Here is an 18,699-nt window from a genome sequence, read left to right as displayed (position 1 = left end):
CGATGGCGGACCGCTACGAACAATCCATGATGGACAACCTTTACTGGTGGGGCGTGCCCACGCTGTTCCGGTGCCCCCATGTGGGGCCGCAGGACCAGGATATCGCCCTTGTGGGCGTGCCGCATTCCGCCGGCAACGGCACCACCGAGCGCGACCAGCATCTGGGCCCGCGTGCGCTGCGTCATGTCTCGGCCGTGCAGCGCCGGGTGCATTCGCTGTTCCAGATCGACCCGTGGTCGAGCGCGCGCATCGCCGATGTGGGCGACGTACCGTTTCCGCGCGCCAACGACAACGAAGACTGCATCGAGCGTATCACCGCCTTCTACCGTGACATAGACGCGGCCGGTGCGCGGCCCGTGTCGATCGGTGGCGATCACTCGATCACGGGCGGGATCGTGCAGGCGTTGGGCCGAGGCGAACTGGCGGGCGGGCAACCGGTCAGCTTTCTGCATCTGGATGCGCATACGGATGTGTTCACCAAGGTCGATCATTTCCTGGGGGCCAAGAAGTCCGCCGCGCATTGGGGGGCTTACTTGGCCGATCAGGGGCAGGTGGACCCGACCCGGTCGATGCAGATCGGGTTGCGGGGGCATCCGCGCAGCCTGGACTGGCTGCAGCCTTCATATGACTATGGCTACAACATCGTCACCATGCGCGAGTTCCGCCAGCGTGGCTTGGCCGATGTGGTGGCCCAAACGCGCGATGTTCTGGGCGACCGGCCGGTCTACATCACCTTCGATCTCGACTGCCTTGATCCGACCATCGCGCCGGGCGTGTCGAACCTGGAACCCGGCGAGAAGGGTTTTGACATCGACGAAGCCGTAGGCATTCTGCATGCCGCGCGGGGGCTCAACATCGTCGGGGGCGATGTGGTCTGCATGATGCCGACCAAGGACAGCCCCAACAACATCACCGCGCTGACGGCGGCGGCGGTGATGTTCGAGATGATCTCGATGATCGCCGAGAACGTCGCGCGGGCCTAGCGCCGCGCGTCGATCGCCTGGGCCAGCACGCACAGCAGTTCGAACATCAGCGAAATGCCCAGCCACGCGGTGCCGCCCGCCGGGTCAAAGGGCGGCGAGACCTCGACCAGATCCGCGCCCACAAGGTTCAGACCTTCCAGCTTGCGAATGACCTGCTGGGCCTGAAAGCTGTTGGGGCCGCCAATCTCGGGCGTTCCGGTGCCGGGGGCATGGGTTGGGTCCACGAAATCGATGTCATAGGTGCAATAGCAGGGCGCGTCGCCGACGATGGAGCGGACCTCGGCCATGACATCGTCGATGCCGCGGTCGAACAACTCTTCGATGCGAATGATGCGGATGCCCTGCGCCTCGCCCCATTCGATATCCTCGGTGTTGTAGGCGGTGCCGCGAATGCCCACCTGCACGAAGCGTTCGGGATCGACCAATCCTTCCTCGACCGCGCGGCGGAACGGGGTGCCATGGGTGTATTTGTGCCCGCCGAAATAGCTGTCGAACAGGTCGGTATGGCTGTCGAACTGGATCAGCCCCAGCGGGCCGTCGCTGGCCAGCGCCCGCAGGACGGGAAGGGTGGTCAGGTGATCGCCGCCCGCCGTCAGGGGCACGATGCCGCGCAGCGTCAGGTCGGTGTAGAAGCGGGTGACGCGGTCCAGCGTATCCTCGATATCCACCGGGTTGGGCGGCACGTCGCCCAGGTCGGCACAGTTGACCAACTCGAACGGGGCAACCCCGGTCACCGGGTTCATGGCGCGGATCATGGTGGATTGGTCGCGCAACTGCCGCGGCCCATGCCGCGCGCCGGGCCGGTTGGTGGTGCCCCCGTCCCAGGGGATGCCGACCAGCCCAAGCTCGACCAGATCCATCCGGTCGTCGTCCGCGGTCAGGGCCGGCAGACGCATGAAGGTAGGGACACCGGCGAAGCGCGCCAGCTCCATCGCCGAGACGGGTTGAAAGAACGCATTTGCCATGAGGCCCCCTGTGTCGTCATTTGCCCGAGCCTAGCGCCAAGCCCGCGTCAAAAACACCCAGTCCGCGACACAGCAACGTCGGATCAGGACAGAATCCGGAAAATGGCGCGGATCTCGGCCTCCTGTTCGGGGCTGAGGTATTGCGGGTGATGCGTGCGCAGGATTTCACGCGCGCGGTCGCGGGCGGTGGACCAGGCATCGCGGGCGCCGCTGTCCTGCCAGCTGCGCGGCTCGGCCCGGTCGGCAAGGGCGGGGTAGAAATAGTCACGCTCCATCGCCGCATGGGTGTGGGCGCTGCCCAGAAAATGGCCCTCGCCCAGAACTGATTGGCAGATCGCGTCAAAACCCAGGTTTTCTTCGGTCACCTCGATCCCGCGCAGGGCGCGATAGGTGTGCGAGTGCATTTCGTCATCCAGCACGAACCCCTCGAAGCTGACCCCCAGCAGCGAGGCCGTCATGCCCGAGCTTTCATAGATCAGGTTGCCCCCGGCCAGCGCGGCGGCCAGCGAGGTGATGCCTTTTTCGGCGCCGTATTGCGCGTCGATGGCCTTGGCATCGGTCATCGAACAGGCCACGCCCGAGGGCAGCCCCAGCCAGTTGGTGATCTGGGCCGAGGCCGCGTTCAGCACGGCGGTTTCGCCACTGCCGCCCGAAAACGCGCCGGTGCGCAGATCGATGATGAAGGGCCAGTTGGAAAACACCATGGAAAAGCCCGGCCGGATCGCGTTGACCATGACCAGGCTGGCCAGAGTTTCGGCCAGAGACTGGGTCAGAAACCCGGCCATGGTGGCGGGCGCGGTCGCCCCGGCCTGGGCTGCTGTGATGCAGGACATCGGGATGTTGTGCGCGATGCATTCATAGACCACGTCCACCGCATCTTCGCCGTACCGCAAGGGCGAGATCACCGGGCTGATATGCGCCTTCAGGAACGGGCGTTCCGCAAAGGCGCCTTGGCCTCCGGCGGCGATATCCAGCATCCGCACGATGGGCGCGACATGTTCGGCCAGCGTGAACGAGGTCGCCACCGGTTTGGTGGTATTCCGGATCAGCGCATAGGCGGTATTCACGTCCAGATCGAAATTGTCCGGCACGTCGGTGGCGACGCAGCATCGGGTGAACCAGCTGACATTGGCCAGCGTGTCCTGAAGGCGGGTGAAATCATGCAGATCGGCCAGGGTCGACGGGCGATAGAGCCCGCTGTCCAGGTCCAGCGTCTGGACCGCTGCTCCGCCGGTGCCGAAATGCACGCGGTCGCCGCCCACTTCGATTGACCGGGCCGGGTCGCGCCCGTGCAGGGTAAACCGCTTGGCGGCCCGCCGGACCGCGCCTTCGACCATCGCTCGTGGAAAGACCAGCCGTCCCGGCGGGCCTGGCCGCGCACCTGCGGCGATCAGGTCTTGTGCCAGGCGGTCGGGCACCTCGCCCATGCCCAGCGTTTCCAGCAGGCGCAGGGCGGTGTCGTGGATCGCCGCGATCTCGGGCAAGGTCAGGGGTTTGTACTGCCCGCCGATCTGGCCGGGCGGGCAGGGGTCAAATGCCGGTTTGGCCGCCCGTTGCGCCAGCCTGGCCCGCCGCCCGCCGCGTTTGCCCTGTTCTGGCATCTCCGAAGGCTCCTGATCCGATCCTGCCCTGCAGGGTATGCGGCAACGCGGGGTGCAGCCAAAGCGGAAATGCCGTTTTGAGAAATCTCAATTCCCGTTTCGATTTTTCGGGACCGGCCACTGCGCCATTGCCCGCCCGCTGCGCCGTTCGGCAGGGTTCGGAGAACCTCAGAAGGAGCACACCCATGAAATCGCGCACCAAAGTCGTGGTGATCGGCGGCGGAATCGCCGGCTGTTCAACCCTGTATCACCTGACGCAGGAAGGCTGGAGCGACGTGGTTCTGGTAGAGCGCAACGAGCTGACATCCGGCACCACATGGCATTCGGCCGCGCAGGTGACGAATTTCGGAATGAACCAGACGATGGTGGGGCTCAAGTCGCATTCGATCCGCCTGTATAAGGAACTGGCCGAGGACCCGGACTATCCGATCAACTACCATCATGGCGACGGCGGCATCCGGTTGGCCAATACCGAAGCGCAGATGCAGGGCTATCGCCATTTCGCGTCGATGGCGCGAGGGATGGACGTGCATTTCGAGGTGATCGACGCGCAGGAATGCGCCCGCCGCCACCCGCTGATTTCCACCGAGAGCCTGCTGGGTGGCCTGTGGGATCCGCTGGACGGGGACATCGACCCGGCACAGCTGTGCCAGGCGCTGGCGCGGCGGGCGCGCAAGGCCGGGGCCGAGGTCTATCGCAACACGCCGGTCATTGCTCTGAGCCAGCATGGGGACGACACTTGGACCGTTCATACCGAGCACGGCGACATCGACTGCGACATCGTGGTGAATGCCTGTGGCTACCGCGTGAACGAGGTGGGCGCGATGATGGGCGTGCACCATCCGGTGGCCTCGATGGAGCACCAGTATTTCCTGACCGAGGAAATCCCCGCGATCCGCGACGCTGGCCACCGCATGCCGCTGCTGCGCTGCCCGATCAGCGATTATTACTGCCGGCAGGAAAAGAACGGCCTGCTGTTGGGCTTCTACGAACAGGACTGCAAGACCTGGGGCATGGACGGGATCGACCCGAACTTCGTCAACGCGCTGTGTCCCGACGATCTGGATCGGGTGACCGATGTGCTGGAAGGCGCGTTTGCCCGCATGCCCGCGCTGATGGAGGCAGGGATCCACACGGTCGTCAACGGCCCGATCACCTACACGATCGACGGCGCGCCTCTGGTCGGGCCGATCCCCGGCAAGCGCAACGCATTCTGCATCATCGGGCTGCGGGCCGGGCTGGGCGAGGGGGGCGGCCACGGCTGGCTGCTGGCCCAGCAGATCGTGCATGGCGAGGCCTGTTATGACACTTGGTGCCTCGACCCGCGCCGGTTCGCCGGGCACGCCAATGTCGAGCTGACCGCGCTGAAGGCGATCGAGGATTATCAGAACGAGTTCCGCTTTCATTTTCCGCACGAGCACCGCCCCGCCGGGCGGCCCGCCAAGACCACGCCGCTGACCCCGGTTCTGGCCGCCGAGGGCGCGGAGTTTACCGTGGTGAATGGGTGGGAGCGGGTCGAGTACATCAAGCCCACGCCCGATTTCACGCCGACGCTCAGTTTCGATTTTGACGAAACCTTCGACGTGATCGCCGCCGAGGTCGCCAACGTGCAGCAGAATGTCGGGCTGGCCGAGGTCAACGGGTTCAACCGGATCGAGATCACCGGCGCCGACCGGCATGCGTTCCTTGACCGGATGATCTGCGGCGCGCTGCCCCGTCGCCCGGGTCGGGTGGGGTTGGCCTATCTGCTGAACCATCAGGGCATGGTCAAGGCCGAGGCGACCATCGCCAATCTGCCCGCCAGCGACCGGGGGCCGGATCGCGTCTGGTACGGCTCGGCCGCCGCGGCCGAGCTGCACGACATGGATTGGCTGTCCCGATACATCGCTCCCGACGAGGACGTGCAATTGCGCAGCCTGACCAACGACCAGACCATCCTGGTTCTGGCCGGACCACGGGCGCGTGACGTGTTGTCGGCCTGCTCGCGCGGGGATTGGTCGCGGGACGCCTTCCCATGGCTCAGCGCACGCGAGTGCTTTGTCGGGATCGCGCCCGCTACCGTGATGGGCGTCAGTTTCTCGGGCGAGTTGGCCTATGAGATCCATGTGCCCAACGCCTCGCTCCATGCGGCCTATCTTGCGCTGCGGCAGGCCGGACAGGCCTTTGGCCTGCAACTGTTCGGCGCGCGGGCAGTCGAGTCGATGCGGATGGAGAAAACCTTCCTGCATTGGAAGGCGGACCTGATCACCGAGTTCGACCCGTTCGAAACCGGGTTGGGCCGCTTTGTTCGGCTGGACAAACCGGAGTTCATCGGGCGCGCGGCGCTGATCGAACGGCAGGCCAAGGGGCCGTCACGCAAGTTGGTTGCCCTGCAGGTGCAGGCCGCGCACGCGCCCGCGCATCCCGGTGCGTCGCTGATGGCAGGGGATCGGGTGGTGGGAACGGTGACCTCGGGCGACTGGGGGCATCGTACCGGGCTGAACCTTGCGCATGCCTTTGTCGAGCCACACCAGTCGCCCGAGGGCAGCGAGATGATGCTGGACCTGTGCGGTGACAGGGTTCCGGCGCGGGTGATTCCTGCCTGCCCCTACGATCCCGACTTCATCCACATGCGCAGCTAATTGGGGTGACCAACATTCACCATTGCCCGAAAGCCAAAACTCTGTTTCGCTAGTTTCGATGAAATCGAAATTGCGGGAGGGTTTTGCCCCGTGTCCAAAACACTGAGCTTGCGCTGGTTGGAAGTATTTCGCCTGATCGCCAAGTCCGGTTCGATTCAACAGGTGGCCTCGGAAACGGGTTTGTCGATCAGCACCGTGTCCAACCATCTTCGCAGTCTGGAAGACGCCCTTGGCATCGCATTGGTGGATCACGGCCGTCGTCCGATGAGCCTGACACCGGCTGGCGAAGTATTTTCGCGTTATGTACGGGATGGCCTGACCGTGTTGAAGCGGGGCGAGGCCGAGATCCGGTCTGGCAACTGGCGCCACGCCACCGATCTGCGGCTGGCCCTGGTGGACGATTTCGACAACCAGATCGCGCCCGAACTGATCCGGTTCCTGGCCCATGCGCTGCCGCGCTGCAATTTCCGGCATTTCACGCGGCCCAGCCACGAAATCATCGAGAAATTGCAGGAGCACAAGCTGGACGCAGGTGTGGCGACCCGACCGCCCGGCGGCACACAGGGGCTGATCGAATATCCTTTGATGCGCGATCCGTTCATCGTGATCGTGCCCGAAAAGTTCAAGGGCGAGGTGCAGGACCTGTTCTCGCCCCATTCCGACCTGCCGCTGCTGCGGTATTCGCGAGACTACACGATCGGCAAGCAGATCGAGATCCAGCTGACGCGCAACAAGTACAACCTGCCCAACCGGTTCGAGCTGGAATGCAACCAGTCGATCATGGGGTTGGTGGCCGAAGGCAGCGGATGGGCGATCACTACTGCCGGGTGTTTCCACCGGGCGCATCGCTATCATGACTCGGTTCGGGCAACGCCTTTTCCGGGGCGGAACTTTGTCAGGATCGTTTCCCTGTTCACGACCGAGGTCTATCCTGACACCACTTCTAAACTGATCCACAAGGCCCTCAGCAGCTTGATCCGGCAGTATTTCACCGAGCCGATGTGCAAACGGCATTTGTGGCTGAAGGGTGATTTCCGGACGATGGAAGATCAGGCCGCCTGACCCGGGCACGCGGATTACCGCGAGTTGGCAGGACCCAGGGACTGCCGTTCGACGATATGCGTGTACAGGTGTTCACCGGCCGCCGGGGTCCTTTTTTCAACCATTTCGATCAATGCCTTCGCGGCTTTTCCGCCCATTTCCCGATGCGGCACATGCACAGTTGTCAAAGCCGGGCGCAGGATCCGGGCCAGTTCGATGTCATCGAACCCGGTGATCGAGACATCCTGCGGCACTTTCAGCCCCATGTCCTGAGCCCTGAGCAAAGCGCCAGCGGCCAACACATCGTTGCCGCACATGACAGCCGTCGGCGGCGTGTCCTGCGACATGAAACGCGCGAACGCTTCGGCGCCGTTTTCGATTTCATACGGGGTCTCGATGACCTGAAGCACCTGCGGGTCAAGCCCGTGCTGCCGAACAGCGTCGCGCACGCCGTCCAGTCGAAGGCGCGCGCGGTCGTTGCCGTGGGTAATGCCGGATATCACCGCAAGCCGTCTGTGTCCGAGGTCGAGGACCCATTTCGCCAGCTCGTACATGGCCGCCCGGTTGTCGAATCCGATGGAGGGCAGACGCCCGTCCGGGGAAAACGACCACGCAACCAGCGCCGGAATTTCGCGGTGTTCAAGAAATTCGTAGATGCGCGGCGCCCGGTCGTGACCGATCAGCAGCAGGCCATCGGCGCCGCGGGCGACTAAAGTTCGGATCTGCTCTTCTTCGGTTGCCGGTTTGTAGGCCGAACTGGATACCAGTAGCGTATAGCCATGTTGGTGCAGCTCTTCCTGAAAGGCCTGCAAGCCGCGCGCAAAGATGGCGTTTTCCATCGTCGGGATGATCGCGCCAATGGTAAACGTGCGCTTGGCCGCCATGACCCGAGCCGCGAAATTCGGTGTATAGCCCAAGGCCTCGATCGCCGATTGCACGCGTTTTCGGGTCGCTTCGACCACCCTGTCCGGGGTGTTGATGCAACGCGAGACCGTAGCCGTGGAAACGCCTGCCCTTCTGGCAACGTCATCCAGTGTCGGGGCGGGCTTCAGCTTCGACATTTCCAAACCTAATCTTTGTTCTCTTCAATTCTAACCGGATCGGATTGGCAATGAAAGGTGAAATGTAAGCGCTTGCATTTTCTATGTAAGCGCTTACAAATGGCATCAGTGCCGATTCTACCCGGAGTCCCGAACATGTTCCTTGCCGCATCCGTCATCGTCTTCGTCGTCTATTTCGCGAACGTGGCGCTGGGTGCGTTTGCAGGCCGCGCGTTTCTTGGGGATGTGGGCGAGATGCTGGTTCTGTTCGCGGCGTCGATCCTGTTCGTTGTCGCAATTCTGAAAAAAGAGGCCGCGCGCGAGGAGAACGGCGGCTGAATTTTTCCAATGGGAGGGCAATCAATGAACAAAGATCAAATGGAACTGGCGTCAGCTGAACGCCGCAATTTCCTCAAACTCAGTGCCAGTGGCGCGTTCACGGCCGCACTGGTGGCGGGCGCAAGCGGCGTTTTGTGGTCATCCGAGGCCGCAGCGCAGACCGCGAAGGAGGAAAAGGAACGCGAACAAGCTGCCGAGCATGTGATGACGGTCGCTACAGCCTATGTGCTGGGCGCCTCGCGCAGCTATCCGATCATGCAGCTGGACCTGAAGGAGAACATCCAGAACGCAACCAACGGCAAGGTCTATGTCAAGCTGGCCCCGGGCGGGCAGCTGGGCGCGGGCGGCGCGTTGGTGCAGAAGGTTCAGGGCGGAACCATCCAGGCCGCGCAGCATTCGCTGTCGAACTTCGCACCCTTTGCCTCGACCGTGGACCTGATCAACATGCCGTATCTGTGCGGCTCGAACCAGCGGTTCACCAACCTGGTGCATTCCGACACCTGGAAGAACGAAGTGCATCCCAAGGTCGAGGCCGCAGGCTTCAAGGCGCTGTTCTATGTCGTGATCGACCCGCGCGTCGTGGCCGTGCGCCAGGGCGGAAATGCCATTATCACCCCCTCGGACATGAGCGGGATCAAATTCCGCGTGCCCGGGTCCAAGATGCTGCAGCAATACTACCGCATGGTCGGCGCCAACCCGACCCCGGTTGCTTGGGGTGAGACCCCCTCGGCCATCAAGCAGGGCGTGGCGGATGCGCTCGACCCGTCGGTCGGCGCGCTGTATGTGTTTGGCTTCAAGGACATTCTGTCTCACGTCACCTTCACTCAGGCGGTGCCGGACAGCCAAGTCTATTCCTGCAACCTGGAATGGTTCAACTCGATGCCGGCCGACGTGCAAGAGGGCATCATGTGGGGCGCGGAGATGACCGGACACCAGAACCTCGCCAAGGTTCCCTCGGCTCGCGCCTATGCAATGGCCGAACTGAACAAGGCCGGGGTTCAGTTCCACTCGCTGACCGACGACCAACTGGCCGAGTGGCAGGAGGCCGGCGGTTATCAGCGCTCGGAATGGGACCCATTCAAGACCGAGCTGGCCGGGTCGATGGATGCCTTCGAAAAGCTGGTCGAGGCGGCCGGTACCCAAGGCAAATACTACGTCCACGACGCCTGATGCGAACCGGGCGGGCGCCGGACGCGCGCCCGCCTTTTCGTCAGACCTGCAGGGCCTGAGCTTTCAGGCCCATCCCCCCAGCCTTGCCGAGGGAAGCGATGTCCTTACTCAAAACCATAGACCGCAATGCCGAACGCTGGCTGCTTCTGGTGTTCTACGTGATGCTCGTCATCACGATGGCAATCGAGGTGCTGCGGCGCGAGATCTTCGCCTATTCCTCGATCTGGGGCGAGGAGATCGTCCGCTATTCCTTCATCTATCTGGCCTGGATCGGCGCAGCGGCGGCGGTCAAGGAACGCGCCCATATCCGGATCGACGTGATCATGCATTACCTCGGCCCCCGGCCCAAGGCGGTGCTGTATATCTTCGGTGATCTGGTGATGTTCGCGGTGGCGGTCATCGCGCTCTACTGGTCCTACGAGGCGGTGCATGTCTCGGCCAAGTTCGGTTCGGTCACTGACGGGTTGCGGGTCTCGAAGGTGTGGTTCCTGATGGCGGTGCCCACGGGCTTTGCTCTGATGATCTGGCGCCTGATCCAATCGTTGATGAATGACATCAAAAGTCTTCGTGACGGCACGCCCGTCTTCGAAGGCGACAAGCTGTTTGACTGAGGAGAAACCGGATGCTTTGGAGTTCTCTCAATCAAACGGTTGAACTGGGCTGGGATTTCTACCTGCCCGTGATCCTGTTCGTCGGCCTGATCGCGCTGGCGGTACCGGTCTGGGCCGCGATCGGCTCGGCCGCGATCGTGATGCTGGTCATGTCGGGCGACCTGCCGCTGAGCCTTGTGGGCGAAAGCCTGTTCACCGGCATCGACGCCTTTGCCCTGACAGCGGTGCCGCTGTTCATCCTGACCGGCGACGTGCTGGTGCGCACCGGGCTGTCGCGCAAGTTTCTGGACGTGGCCGAGGCGCTGACTTGTTTTGCCAAGGGCGGGTTCGGTTCAGCCACGGTTCTGGTCTGCGGCATGTTCGCGGCCATCTCAGGCTCTGACGCGGCGGGGGCGGCGGCGGTGGGTCGGATGACGATCAACCGACTGGTCGAAAGCGGCTATCCGCGCCCCTATGCCTGTGCGCTGGTGGCGGCGGGGGCCTGTACCGGCATCCTGATCCCGCCTTCGATCGCCTATATCATCATCGGGCTCGTGCTGGGCATCTCGGCCTCGACCCTGTTTCTGGCTGCTCTGATCCCGGGGTTGGCGATCCTGATCTCGATCCTCGTGACCAATATCATCATGAACCGTCTCTACGCCTATGAGGGCGGCGGGATGATGACCATGGGCGAATGGCTGGCCAACCTGGGCAAGGCGCTGAAGTCGGGCTGGTACGCCTTCATCGTGCCGGGCATCATCTTCTATGGCATCTTTTCGGGTCGCCTGACCCCGACCGAGGCCGGCGCGACCGCCGTCGTCGTCACCATCATCATGGGGTTCATCCTGCGCACGCTGACGCTGGCGGACTTCCCGTCGATGCTGGTCAGCTCGGCCAAGGTGAACGGGGTTATCCTGCCGATCATCGCCTTCTCGGCCCCGCTGGCCGAGGCGCTGGCGATCATGGGCGTGCCGCAGGGCTTCGTGGCCTCGGTGACCTCGCTGACCGAGGATCCGTTCCTGCTGATCCTGCTGATGATCGGCATTCTGATCGCGGCCGGTTGCGTCATGGAGACGACACCGAATATCGTCATCCTAGCCCCGATCCTGAAACCGCTGGCGGACAATATCGGCATGAACGAGATCCAGTTCTGCATCATGATGATCACCGCCTTGGGGGTGGGCTTCATTACGCCGCCACTGGGGCTGAACCTGTTCGTGGTGTCGGGGATCACGGGTGAATCCATCCTCAAGATCGCGGCCCGCGCCGTGCCCTTCGTGCTGACCATGCTGATCGTCGTCATCCTGATCGCCTACGTTCCGGCGCTGTCGACCACTTTGCTTCCTGAAATCTACCAATAGGATCTTCTGAATATGTCGCGTGAATACCTCAAGAAGGCCACCCTGACCGCACAATCCCACGCGTCCGAGGTGCATGACACGGTCAAGACCATTCTGGCCGACATCGAGGCCGGCGGCGACGCCAAGGCGATGGAATACGCGGCCAAGTTCGACAAGTTCGAGGGCAACGTACTGATGACCCCCGCGGAAATCGACGCCGCCTGCGCGCGGGTGCCGGAAAAGCTCAAGGCCGACATCCGCTTTGCCCAGGACAACGTGCGCCGCTTTGCCGAGGCGCAGAAGGCCACCGTGTCGGATGTGCAGCTGGAAATCGTGCCGGGCTTCATCGCGGGGCAGAAGGCCATCCCGGTCGATGCGGCGGGCTGCTACGTGCCCGGCGGGCGGTATAGCCACATCGCCAGCGCCATCATGACCGTGACCACCGCCAAAGTGGCGGGGTGCCGTCACATCACCGCCTGTTCGCCGCCCCGCCCGGGCGAGGGCGTGGCCCCGGCGATCGTCTACGCCGCCCATATCAGCGGCGCTGACAGCATCCTGGCCATGGGGGGCGTGCAAGGCGTGGCCGCCATGACCTATGGCTTGTTCGGGCTGCCGCGCGCCAACATCCTTGTGGGGCCGGGCAACCAGTTCGTGGCCGAGGCCAAGCGCATTCTGTACGGTAAGGTCGGCATCGACATGATCGCCGGCCCGACCGACAGCCTGATCCTGGCGGATGCCACGGCCGACCCCTTCGTCGTGGCCACCGACCTGGTGAGTCAGGCCGAGCATGGCTACAACTCGCCCGTCTGGCTGGTGACCGATGACCGCGATTTGGCGACCCGGGTGATGGAGATGGTTCCGACCCTGATCGCCGATCTGCCTGAGCTGAACCGCGACAATGCCGCCGCCGCCTGGCGCGACTATGCCGAGGTGATCCTGTGCGCGGACCGCGAAGAGATGGCCGCGTGTTCCGACGACTACGCCCCCGAGCATCTGACCGTGCAGGCCGCGGATCTGGATTGGTGGCTGGATCGGCTGACCTGCTATGGCTCGTTGTTCCTGGGCGAAGAAACGACCGTGTCCTATGGCGACAAGGCCACCGGAACGAACCACGTCCTGCCCACCTCGGGCGCGGCCAGCTATACCGGCGGGTTGAGCGTGCACAAATACATGAAGATCGTCACCTGGCAGCGGGCCACGCGCGAGGGTTCGAAACCCATCGCCGAGGCGACCGCGCGGATTTCGCGGCTGGAAGGGATGGAGGGCCACGCCCGCGCGGCCGATGTGCGTCTGGCCAAGTATTTCCCGGACGAAAATTTTGACCTGACCGCAGATGAATGACCCCCTCGACCTGTTCGATCTGACCGGCCGGGTGGCCTGCGTCACGGGCGCCAGTTCGGGGCTGGGCCGGCGCGTTGCGCAGGTGCTGGCGGCTGCAGGCGCGAAGGTGGTGGGCGTTGCCCGACGGGCCGAGGCACTGGCCGAGTTGCAGGCCGAGATCGGTTTAAGCGCTGCGGTGGTCGCAGGTGACGTGGCCGACCGGGACGGCCTGCCAAGGCTGGTCGAACAAATCGCGGCCCCGTTCGGCGCGCCGGATATCGTGGTTCATGCCGCCGGGGTGAACACGCGACAGGCCGCCGATGACGTCACGCCCGAAGGCTGGGACGCGACGCTGGGCCTGAATCTCGGTGCGCCGTTCTTCCTCAGCCAGGCCATGGTGCCTGCGATGAAGGCGCGTGGTTGGGGCCGGATCGTGAATTTCGCCTCGCTGCAGACGACGCGGGCCTTTCCCGGCGGGATCGCCTATGGGGCCAGCAAGGGCGGGATCGCACAGTTGACCCGCGCCATGGCCGAGGCCTGGTCGTCCCACGGGATCACCGCCAACGCCATCGGCCCGGGCTTCTTTCCGACCGAGCTGACGCAGGCAGTGTTTGATGACCCGGCCCGCGCGGCCCGCAACGCGGCGCAGACCTGCATCGGTCGCAATGGCCGCATGGACGACATCGACGGGCCGATCCTTTTTCTGTGCTCGCAGGCATCCGACTATGTCACCGGGCAGATCCTGATGGTTGACGGGGGGTTCACGGCGAAATGAAAGCTCTGGTTTATGAAGGTGTCGAACAGTTGGTCTATCGCGACGTACCGGACGCCGCGCCGCAACCTGGCGAGCACCTGATCCGGGTCGAGGCCGCTGGGATCTGCGGGTCCGACATGCATGCCTACTTGGGTCATGATGCACGCCGCCCGGCGCCCTTGATCCTGGGGCACGAGGCGGCGGGCACAGTGATCGGCGGCCCCAAGGACGGAACGCGGGTCACGATCAATCCGCTTGTAAACTGCGGGCAGTGTCCGGCCTGCCAAGCGGGACGGGAAAACCTGTGCCCCGACCGTCAGATCATCTCGATGCCCCCGCGCGAAGGTGCCTTTGCCCAATATGTTTCGATGCCCTGGGACAATCTGGTCGAGGTGCCGGACCATGTACCCTTCGCCAAAGCCGCCTTGGCCGAGCCGCTGGCCGTCAGCTGGCACGCCGCACGCCTCGCGCTCGAGGCGCTGCACCCGGCGATGGAGCGTCGTGCGCTGGTGATCGGGGGTGGGGCGATTGGCCTTGCGGCGGCGCTGGCGCTGCGGGCGATGGATGTCGTGGATGTGACCGTGGTCGAACCCAACGACCTGCGGCGGACGTTCCTGCAAAGGCTGAATTGCGCCAAGGTCGTAGCTGAAGCGCAGGGCGACTTCCCGATCGTGGTCGATGCCGTGGGCTTTGCCGCCACCCGTGCGGTGGCCTCGGAACGGGCCCAACCCGGCGGGGTGATCGCGCATGTGGGCCTGGGCGAGGACGCCGGCGGGCTGGACGTACGGCGCATGACCCTGCAAGAGATCACCTTCATCGGAACCTACACTTATACCGCGCAGGATTTCCGTCAGACCGCCCAAGCCATCTTTGACGGCGCGCTGGGGCCTCTGGACTGGATCGAAGAACGCGATCTGGCCGATGGCGCCCGGGCCTTTGCCCAGCTACGCTCGGGCGAGGTCGCGGTTCCGAAAATCGTGCTGTCCCCGTGGGCCTGACCGCCCGGAACTGGAGGTAACCATGTATAAGAAAATTCTTGTCCCCATGGCGCTTGACCACGGCATTTCACCGCAAACGCTCGAGATCGCCCGTGCCTTGGGCGGCGGATCCGCCGAGATCGTGGCTCTGCATGTCTATGAGATGCCTCAGGGATCGGTCAGCGTCTATCTGGACAAGGATGCCGTGGCCGATGGCTTTGCCCGGGCCCGCGAAGTCCTGATGGAAAAGCTGAAAGGCCTGCCGGATGTAAAGCCCGAACTGGTCAAGGGCCACACCGCGCGCACGATCATCGACTATGCCAACGACCACGGGTTCGATTGCGTCGTCATTGGCTCGCACCGTCCCGGACTGACTGATTATTTCCTTGGCTCCACCGCGTCGCGCGTGGTGCGGCATGCAAAATGTGCCGTCCACGTCCACCGCAGGGCCTGACCCGTCCATCGCGCCCTCGGCGCCCCAACCCAGGAACAGAAGTTTCGACATGAACATAGACAAGAAGATCACCGAAGATCTGGTGGCCAACGACATCTCGTTCGTCACCACGGTGCCATGCAAGCAATTGGCCGGCGTCATCGCCGAGATCGACGCCCACGACTCCATCTACCACATCCCCTCGAACAAAGAGGACGAAGGCATGGGCCTGTGCGCCGGGGCCTGGATGGGCGGCAAGCGCCCCGCGATCATCATGCAGAACACCGCGATCGGGGTCACGATCAACACGCTGGCGACGCTGATTCAGTATTACCGAATGCCGCTGCCGATGCTGATCTCGTACCGGGGCGAACTGCGCGAGCCCATCGCCTGCCAGGTCGAGATGGCCGTTCACACCAAGGCCCTGCTGGCGCAGATGCACATTCCGACCTACCATTTCCATCATCAGGAAGACGTGGCCGAACTGGACGCGATCCTGAAATACACCTTCATGTGCAACAAGCCCGTCGCGATCCTGACCGACGCCAATTTCTGGGGAGGCTATGGCGACCAATGATCCGTTCTGAAATCCTGAAGGAAATCGCCCCGATCCTGCGCGACCAACTGGTGGTGTGCAACATCGGCATCCCCAGCCAGGAACTGCATGCCATCGACGATCAGCCCACCAATTTCTATATGCTGGGCACGATGGGGCTGGCCTCGAGCATCGGTTTGGGGCTGGCGCTGGCCCAGCCGAAACCGGTGATCGTGATCGACGGCGACGGCTCGATCCTGACCAACCTGGGGACGCTGCCGACCATCGCCAACAACGTGGCCGACAACTATATCCTGCTGATCATCGACAACGGCTCCTACGGCTCGACCGGCGATCAGCCGACCTATGCGGGGCAGAAGACCTCGCTGGCCAAGATGGCCGAGGCGGCGGGATGCGAGCGCGTGATCGAATGCCGGGCCGAAGAGACCGGCCGCGTGCTGCAAGAGGCGCTGGACGCCCGCCAGATGACCATCATCGTCAGCAAATGTGAAAGCGGAAACGCCAAGATGCCGCCGATCACGATGGACCCGGTCGTCATCCGCGACCGCTTCATGAAGGCCGTTCAGGCCTGATGGGCGCAAGCGCCATCCACAGCGCCGAAGACGCCCGCCGGCTGGCCCGGCGGCGTCTGCCATGGATGGTGTTTGACTATATCGACGGGGCCGCCGGGTCCGAGGCCGGGGCCCGGCGCACCCGCGCGGCGCTGGACGCGATGACCCTGTGGCCCCGGATCCTGCGCGATGTCAGTAGCCGGTCACTGGCAACCCGCGTGTTCGGGCAACCGGCCGACAGGCCCTTCGGCATCGCGCCCATGGGCATGTGCAACCTGTCCGCACCGGGCGCCGACCTGATGCTGGCGCGGCTGGCGGCGCAATACGGGGTGCCGCTGGGCGTTTCCACGGTGGCCTCGACACCGATGGAGGCGCTGATCGAAGAGGCCCGGGGCCATGCCTGGTTTCAGCTGTATTTCAGCGGCGATGGCAGCGGCACGTTCAAGCTGGTCGATCGGGCAAAGGCCGCGGGCTACAAGACCCTGATCCTGACGGTTGACGTGCCCGAAGTTGGCCGCCGCCCGCGCGAACTGCGCCGCGGCTTCCGCATGCCGTTCCGGATCGGGCCGCGGCAGTTTCTGGATTTCGCGCTGCATCCGCGCTGGTCGATCTCGACCTTGCTGAAGGGCAAACCGCAGATGGCGAATTTCCTGATGGAGGGGTTCGAGTTCGACCGCACCGAAAGCCGTGCAAAGGCCGATTGGGACACGCTGGCAAGGTTGCGCGACCGGTGGCCGGGCAAGCTGGTGGTCAAGGGCGTGCTGGACGTCGAAGACGCGGTTGCGCTGAAGGCGGCCGGTGTCGACGCTATCCAGGTCTCTAGCCACGGCGCCCGCCAGTTGGAAAGCGCACCCGCACCGATCTCGGTCTTGCCGCAGATCCGCGCAGCGGTCGGCGACGACTATCCGCTGTTCTACGACAGCGGCCTGCGGTCCGGAGAAGATGCGCTCAAGGCTCTGATGGCCGGCGCCGATTTCCTGTTCTTCGGGCGGATCCTGCAGTTCGCCATCGCGGCGGGCGGCGAGGCCGGTTTGCACAGGTTGTGGGCGGTGCTGTCCGAGGAGATGGACATCGCCATGGCCCAGATCGGTGTCAGCACCTTGTCAGAGATTCAACGACCGGACGGAGACTAGCGCGAGTGGAACAGGTTCTGGAACTCCTGCCTCATCCGCAGGCGTTCTGGGTATTCCTGCAAAAACCGTTCGGGCGGCTTGCCCTCCCAGACCTGGACGTAGACGCGCATTTTGTTGCCACCGTAGATTTTGGCGAGGTCCTCGTTTGAATAGCCCCGCGCCCATAGATCGTCGGTTATCGCGGCAAGGATCTTGGCCAATTCACCATTCCCGGTTGCGCCTTTGTTGAACGCATCAATCATGTAGCCGCCGTCGTCATACATGCTGGCATTCGCGGTCGCGAACTGAACGACAAGCTCGGTTGAAAACATGTCGTCCGTCGCGATCCCGACATGGTCGACGCCGACAAGTTGGACATAATAGTCGATCATATCGGCGGCTTGTTTGGGTGAGATATCTTCGGGCCATACCCCGTCCATCATCCATTCTGTGAATGTGGGCGATATGTATCCTCCGGACTTGGCTGCCCGCAGTGCCTCGTCGTCCGGGATGGCTCGGTAACAGCCCTTGGTCGTGGCGTTGGGCTCATTCGCGTAGAGCCCCGCCGGAACCGAGTGGGTGTAGACATAGGGCACGCCGGGATAGTTCTCATCCATGTAGTCCATCGCGTCGTTGGCCGTTTTCGACCCGGTGTGGCTAAGGTCCAGCAGGATGCCAAAGCGCACCATCTCATCGATCACGGATTTGCCCCATGGGGTCAGACCGATGTCCCGACCGTTGTAAGCTGCCAACTGCCCTGATCCGGTTCGGAAAATGTCGTTGTACGCCAGGATCATGCTTTTGATGCCCATGTCCTTGAGCATGGCCATCTTCTTGAGGTCTCCATCCAGAACCGTTGCCGTTTGGCTGTTCCAGATCACAGCCGTCTTGCCCTGAGCATGCGCGGCCTCGATATCGCGTGTTTCATTCACGATCAGATAATTCTCGGGCTGCTGCGCCATGGCTGCGCGGAAATGATAGTGCTGTTCAAGCAACACATCGAACGACATGTCAGCGGCGGCCAATGTCATTTCATGGCCGGTGATGCCGTTGTCCCGGGCGCGTTGGAAGTAGGTGTGCAGTTGCTCGTCTTCGGTCCAGCCGGTTCCGTAGGGGCTGGCCAGCATGCCCAGTACGATCGTGTCCTGCACGAACTGCCTGGCTTCGTCCGATGCGTCCCAGGTCTTGCTTTCTTCGCTGGCGTGAAGGGGGGCGGCGATTGCCAGGACAGTTGCGGCTGCAGTCATCAGTGGCTTCATCGAGTGTCCTTCCATGGGTTGCATTGCCTCAAGCGGGCAGACCCGGC

General features: G+C 63.5%; 18 protein-coding genes. 14 read left to right on the top strand and 4 right to left on the bottom strand.

Translation table 11 applies throughout. The annotated features are described in order from the left end of the window. The first annotated feature begins 2 nt into the window (after nucleotides 1–2). Complete coding sequence (locus ACR0NY_RS10345) at nucleotides 3–983, top strand: arginase family protein (protein ID WP_170367749.1); 981 nt, start codon at nucleotides 3–5, stop codon at nucleotides 981–983. Here ACR0NY_RS10345 and ACR0NY_RS10340 read toward each other — a convergent pair. After that, nucleotides 980–1,948, bottom strand: a complete 969-nt coding sequence (locus tag ACR0NY_RS10340; protein WP_170367750.1) for an agmatinase — start codon at nucleotides 1,946–1,948, stop codon at nucleotides 980–982. The genes ACR0NY_RS10345 and ACR0NY_RS10340 overlap by 4 nt on opposite strands. 83 nt (nucleotides 1,949–2,031) lie before the next feature. Next, the gene (locus ACR0NY_RS10335; protein ID WP_170367753.1) at nucleotides 2,032–3,549 is read right to left on the bottom strand and encodes a trimethylamine methyltransferase family protein; all 1,518 of its coding nucleotides are present in this window, start codon (nucleotides 3,547–3,549) and stop codon (nucleotides 2,032–2,034) included. 185 nt (nucleotides 3,550–3,734) lie between these two features. Between ACR0NY_RS10335 and ACR0NY_RS10330 the strand changes: the two genes are divergently transcribed. Both ACR0NY_RS10330 and ACR0NY_RS10325 read left to right on the top strand, forming a co-directional pair. Further along, entirely contained in the window at nucleotides 3,735–6,170 is a 2,436-nt protein-coding gene (locus tag ACR0NY_RS10330) for a GcvT family protein (protein WP_170339621.1), read from the top strand. Nucleotides 6,171–6,260: 90 nt separating this feature from the next. Beyond that, on the top strand, nucleotides 6,261–7,232 hold the full coding sequence (locus tag ACR0NY_RS10325) for a LysR family transcriptional regulator (RefSeq protein ID WP_170339623.1): 972 nt from the start codon (nucleotides 6,261–6,263) through the stop codon (nucleotides 7,230–7,232). 14 nt (nucleotides 7,233–7,246) lie between these two features. Here the strand turns inward: ACR0NY_RS10325 and ACR0NY_RS10320 are convergent, their stop codons facing one another. Next, nucleotides 7,247–8,272, bottom strand: a complete 1,026-nt coding sequence (locus tag ACR0NY_RS10320; protein WP_170367754.1) for a LacI family DNA-binding transcriptional regulator — start codon at nucleotides 8,270–8,272, stop codon at nucleotides 7,247–7,249. A gap of 135 nt (nucleotides 8,273–8,407) precedes the next feature. On the opposite strand from ACR0NY_RS10320, the gene ACR0NY_RS10315 reads away from it, so the two are divergent. The 11 genes from ACR0NY_RS10315 to ACR0NY_RS10265 all read left to right on the top strand — a co-directional run bounded on the left by ACR0NY_RS10315 (nucleotide 8,408) and on the right by ACR0NY_RS10265 (nucleotide 17,414). Beyond that, nucleotides 8,408–8,590, top strand: coding sequence for a hypothetical protein (locus tag ACR0NY_RS10315; RefSeq protein ID WP_170367756.1), 183 nt, complete (start codon nucleotides 8,408–8,410; stop codon nucleotides 8,588–8,590). A gap of 24 nt (nucleotides 8,591–8,614) precedes the next feature. After that, nucleotides 8,615–9,760, top strand: a complete 1,146-nt coding sequence (locus ACR0NY_RS10310; protein ID WP_170339629.1) for a TRAP transporter substrate-binding protein — start codon at nucleotides 8,615–8,617, stop codon at nucleotides 9,758–9,760. Nucleotides 9,761–9,858: 98 nt separating this feature from the next. After that, complete coding sequence (locus ACR0NY_RS10305) at nucleotides 9,859–10,371, top strand: TRAP transporter small permease (protein WP_093964490.1); 513 nt, start codon at nucleotides 9,859–9,861, stop codon at nucleotides 10,369–10,371. Nucleotides 10,372–10,382: 11 nt separating this feature from the next. Continuing rightward, a complete protein-coding gene (locus ACR0NY_RS10300; protein ID WP_170367758.1) occupies nucleotides 10,383–11,711 on the top strand; it encodes a TRAP transporter large permease in 1,329 nt (442 codons plus the stop codon). Between the two features lie 12 nt (nucleotides 11,712–11,723). Then, entirely contained in the window at nucleotides 11,724–13,031 is a 1,308-nt protein-coding gene (gene hisD, locus ACR0NY_RS10295; protein ID WP_170367760.1) for a histidinol dehydrogenase, read from the top strand. Then, a complete protein-coding gene (locus tag ACR0NY_RS10290; RefSeq protein WP_170367762.1) occupies nucleotides 13,024–13,785 on the top strand; it encodes an SDR family NAD(P)-dependent oxidoreductase in 762 nt (253 codons plus the stop codon). Before hisD ends, ACR0NY_RS10290 begins: the two co-directional genes overlap by 8 nt. Continuing rightward, on the top strand, nucleotides 13,782–14,762 hold the full coding sequence (locus ACR0NY_RS10285) for a zinc-dependent alcohol dehydrogenase (RefSeq protein ID WP_170367765.1): 981 nt from the start codon (nucleotides 13,782–13,784) through the stop codon (nucleotides 14,760–14,762). The genes ACR0NY_RS10290 and ACR0NY_RS10285 overlap by 4 nt, the downstream gene beginning before the upstream one ends. Before the next feature lie 22 nt (nucleotides 14,763–14,784). Next, nucleotides 14,785–15,195, top strand: coding sequence for a universal stress protein (locus tag ACR0NY_RS10280; protein WP_093964495.1), 411 nt, complete (start codon nucleotides 14,785–14,787; stop codon nucleotides 15,193–15,195). 49 nt (nucleotides 15,196–15,244) lie between these two features. Next, nucleotides 15,245–15,751, top strand: coding sequence for a sulfopyruvate decarboxylase subunit alpha (gene comD, locus ACR0NY_RS10275; protein WP_170339639.1), 507 nt, complete (start codon nucleotides 15,245–15,247; stop codon nucleotides 15,749–15,751). Then, nucleotides 15,748–16,302 carry a sulfopyruvate decarboxylase subunit beta gene (comE, locus tag ACR0NY_RS10270; protein ID WP_170339641.1) on the top strand — a complete coding sequence of 185 codons (555 nt, stop codon included), beginning with the start codon at nucleotides 15,748–15,750 and terminating at the stop codon, nucleotides 16,300–16,302. Before comD ends, comE begins: the two co-directional genes overlap by 4 nt. Further along, the gene (locus ACR0NY_RS10265; RefSeq protein WP_170367767.1) at nucleotides 16,302–17,414 is read left to right on the top strand and encodes an alpha-hydroxy acid oxidase; all 1,113 of its coding nucleotides are present in this window, start codon (nucleotides 16,302–16,304) and stop codon (nucleotides 17,412–17,414) included. Before comE ends, ACR0NY_RS10265 begins: the two co-directional genes overlap by 1 nt. Here the strand turns inward: ACR0NY_RS10265 and ACR0NY_RS10260 are convergent. Next, nucleotides 17,411–18,652, bottom strand: a complete 1,242-nt coding sequence (locus ACR0NY_RS10260) for a dipeptidase (RefSeq protein ID WP_170367769.1) — start codon at nucleotides 18,650–18,652, stop codon at nucleotides 17,411–17,413. The two genes, ACR0NY_RS10265 and ACR0NY_RS10260, sit on opposite strands and share 4 nt — an antisense overlap. Nucleotides 18,653–18,699: the final 47 nt, after the last annotated feature.

Source organism: Ruegeria sp. BJ5 (genome assembly GCF_056537865.1).
This window is presented reverse-complemented; position numbering and strand designations above follow the sequence as displayed.